Here is a 2,977-nt window from a genome sequence, read left to right on the forward strand (position 1 = left end):
ACATTCACGAGGCCGGATTTATTCCCGATACGCGTGGATTGTCTTTCATTCACTCGCATTTTCCTGCGGCGTCAGCGCCACCATCGTCGGCGCGGTTGTCGAAAGGTCGAATTCGCTCCGCCCTTCTCTCGGGACCGGCTGACTTGTCCGGATCCGCCAGATAACGAAAGCAGCCAGCACGAGGTGCGCGCTTGCCGTCGCAATGAACAGCCCGCCTGGCCCAAAGGGCCCCATGAAGAAAGCTGCCGCAATCGGACCTGCAATCGCGCCAAGCCCATTGGCGAGGAGCAGGCCCGATGAGGTTTCGACGGTGTCTTGCGATTCGATGTGATCGAAGGCGTGCGCCGCGCAGATCGCATAGAGCGGCATGGCGGACGCGCCGAATGCTGCAATCAGAACCACGGCGACCGCTCGTTCCTCACTATTGACCAGCGCCAATGTCAGGGCGGCCAACACGCCCACTCCACAGAGCACGATGACAACGATCCGCCGATCGAGGCTGTCGGAGAGCCGGCCAATCGGCCATTGTACCAGAGCGCCGCCGAAAACCGCGATCGACATGAAAATTGCGACTTCCGATGTGTCCGCGCCAAATGCAATCGCATAGGAAGGGCCGAGCGACCAGAACGCACCCGTCGCGACACCTGCAAGCAAGACGCCGACAACCCCGACAGGCGATCTGGAATACAATTTGATAGGCCGCAGCCTGGACTGCATCAGGCGGGCAGGGGGGCGAGCCGCCGTCAGCGCGACCGGAACGGCGGCGAGCGAAATCAGGATCGAAGCTAATGCGAAGAGCGGAAAATCCGCTGGATCGCCAAGGGTCAGCATCATTTGTCCGATGATCGTCACCGACAGGTTGATCATGGTGTAAATCCCCATGACCAGACCACGGTTCTCGTTGGACGCACGCTCGTTCAGCCAACTCTCGATAACGAGATAGAGGCCAGCGAAACAGAAGCCGGTCACAGCCCGCAAGCCCCACCACGCCACAGGGTTGCTGGTGAGCGTGTGGACCATCACGACCGTCGATGCGATCGCCGTAAGCGCCGCAAATGCACGGATATGACCCACACGCTGGATGACGCGACCGCCCAGGATGCAACCGAGTGCAAAGCCGAGATAATAGGACGAGCCAAGCAGTCCGATCTCAATCGGATCGAAAGTCAGAAGGCTTGCCCTGACCGGTATCAATGTCCATTGAAGACCGTTCCCCGTGACGAGAATGGCAACGGAAAACAATAAGGCGGACACGGTGGGAAGTAATGCTTTCACGTCATGCTCGCGTCCAAGGCCATAGGCCGCATCCTTGCCGCCAGACAATCGCCATTTCTTTCGATCTCCTCGCAGCTTGTCAGCGAGCGATCCTTGTGGCAATGACCACTCGCATTCATCTTGGACCCGGTGAAATTCCGGGTGGCTCTTCCGGCCGCCGATCCGCCGGACACTCAAGAAAAAGCTCATCCTGTAAGTGTCTGGCTCGCTTTGCGAGCCGACCGAGAGCTGCATTGTGTCTTGATGTTCTCAATTGAAAAAATCCGCCGTGACTGGCTTTCCAACATCCGTGCCGATGTGCTCGCGGGCATCGTCGTCGCCCTCGCTCTGATTCCCGAGGCCATCGGCTTTTCCATCATCGCTGGCGTCGATCCGCGTGTCGGACTCTACGCCTCGGTGGTCATCGCCATCGTCATTTCCTTCGCCGGTGGCCGCCCCGCCATGATCTCGGCCGCGACCGCCGCCACTGCGGTGCTGTTCGGCACGCTGGTGCGCGAGCACGGGCTTCAATATCTGCTCGCCGCCACCATTCTCGCCGGCATCATCCAGATCGTCGCCGGCTGGCTGCGCATCGGCTATATCATGCGCTTCGTCTCACGATCGGTGATGACGGGCTTCGTCAACGCCCTGGCTATCCTCATCTTCATGGCGCAATTGCCGGAGCTGATCGGCGTCACCTGGGAAACCTATCTGCTCATCGCCGTCGGCCTCGCCATCATCTACCTCTTCCCGAGGCTGACTACGGCCGTCCCTTCGCCACTGGTCTGCATTATCGTTCTGACCGCTCTTCCCCTCGCATTGGGCATCGACATTCGCTCCGTGGCCGACCTTGGCGAATTGCCCGACGCCCTGCCTATCCTGCTGTTTCCCGATGTGCCGCTCAACCTTGAAACCCTGCTGATTATCCTGCCCATTTCGACGGCTGTCGCCGCCGTTGGCCTGCTCGAAAGCCTCCTGACCGCTTCGATCGTCGATCAGATGACCGACACACGCAGCGACAAGAACCGCGAGAGCATCGGTCAGGGCATCGCCAACATCGCCAGTGGCTTCTTCGGCGGCATGGCGGGCTGCGCCATGATCGGTCAGTCGGTGATCAACGTGAAGTCGGGAGGCCGCACCCGGCTTTCAACCTTCATTGCCGGCTCCTTTCTGTTGTTCCTGCTGATGGTTCTGGGCGATCTGGTCGGCCTCATCCCCATGCCCGCCCTCGTCGCCATCATGATCATGGTGTCGATTGGTACCTTCAGCTGGTCGTCCCTGAACGATCTGCGCCACCACCCGCGCCGCTCCAGCCTCGTCATGCTGGCCACGGTCATAACCGTTGTCGTTACGCACAATCTGGCGCTCGGCGTGGGCATCGGCGTCCTGCTTTCGGGGATTTTCTTTGCCTGGAAGTTGCGCAGATCTTCCGCGTCACCTCGGCGCTTTCAGACGACGGCAGGCATCGCAGTTACCGTATCGAAGGCCAGATTTTCTTCGCCTCGGCCGAAGATTTCCTAGATGCCTTTAATTTTGCCGAGCCGCTGGACGGCGTCACCATCGATGTCAGCCGCGCCCATATCTGGGACCTCACCGGCGTCAACGCCATCGACAAGGCCGTGCTCAAATTCCGCAAGTCCGGCGTTGAGGTCGAGGTTGTCGGCCTCAACGACGCCAGCGCCACCATTATGGACAAGCTCGCCATGCATGACCGCCCCGACGC

The 2,977-nt window shown here is 60.2% G+C and carries 1 protein-coding gene, 1 pseudogene and 1 other annotated feature; of the genes and pseudogenes, one reads left to right on the forward strand and one right to left on the reverse strand.

What is annotated here, in order from left to right; translation table 11 throughout:
• Positions 1 to 45: 45 nt before the first annotated feature.
• Positions 46 to 1,323 (reverse strand): MFS transporter, encoded by a 1,278-nt coding sequence (locus tag ACX3P1_RS27850; protein ID WP_459083001.1) that lies wholly within the window; start codon positions 1,321 to 1,323, stop codon positions 46 to 48.
• Between the two features lie 71 nt (positions 1,324 to 1,394).
• Positions 1,395 to 1,450 (forward strand) — a sequence feature (sul1 is cis-regulatory element that is thought to sense ions involved in sulfur or methionine metabolism; They are found in Alphaproteobacteria).
• Positions 1,451 to 1,518: 68 nt separating this feature from the next.
• On the opposite strand from ACX3P1_RS27850, the pseudogene ACX3P1_RS27855 reads away from it, so the two are divergent.
• Positions 1,519 to 2,977, forward strand: a pseudogene (locus ACX3P1_RS27855) (SulP family inorganic anion transporter); the annotation flags it as partial.

It is taken from the genome of Mesorhizobium sp. A623 (assembly GCF_054489405.1).